1 protein-coding gene is annotated in these 502 nt (G+C 59.0%); it reads right to left on the bottom strand.

The genetic code is table 11. The features are described 5' to 3' along the window. Positions 1-502: TonB-dependent receptor (locus J5M71_RS27405; protein ID WP_207838690.1), on the bottom strand; the 502-nt coding region annotated here is incomplete at both ends.

Here is a 502-nt window from a genome sequence, read left to right as displayed (position 1 = left end):
TTGCAGTTCGTAGCTTTTCGAAGTTTCCGGTTTCAGGTCGGGATTGCTGAAATCCGGGTAGTACAGGTCGTTGAAGGTCGGCGCACGGAACCCTTCGCTGTAGCTCAGCAGCACGTCGTTGTCCGGGTTCAGCGGCAGGGTGAAAGTGCCGCTCCAGGTGTTTTGGCTGCCGAACTGCTGGTTGTCGTCGTGGCGCAGGCCGAACTCGGTGGAGAAACTGTCGGCCTGATAGCGATGCTGGATGAACGCGGCGCGATTCCAGCGGCTGTCCTCCTCAAACGCAGTGCTGCTGTTGACCCGGTCTTCGTACCAGTCGCCGCCGAGGATAAGGCTGTTGCGCGCGTCCAGCGTCAGGTCGTTCTGCCAGTTCACCGAGTCGCGATAGGTGTTGAACACCGTGCGCTCGTCGCTGAGCTTGTCGAAGGTCTTTTCGCGGTTTTCGCTGTGGCCGAATTCGATGCGGGTTTTCCAGGTTTCGTTGACCCGCGCATCGACATAACTG

This window comes from Pseudomonas sp. 43(2021) (assembly GCF_017490805.1).
In the GTDB taxonomy this organism is placed as follows: domain Bacteria; phylum Pseudomonadota; class Gammaproteobacteria; order Pseudomonadales; family Pseudomonadaceae; genus Aquipseudomonas.
Note: the sequence above shows the minus strand (reverse complement) of the source record. Positions and strands in the feature narration are given on the sequence as shown.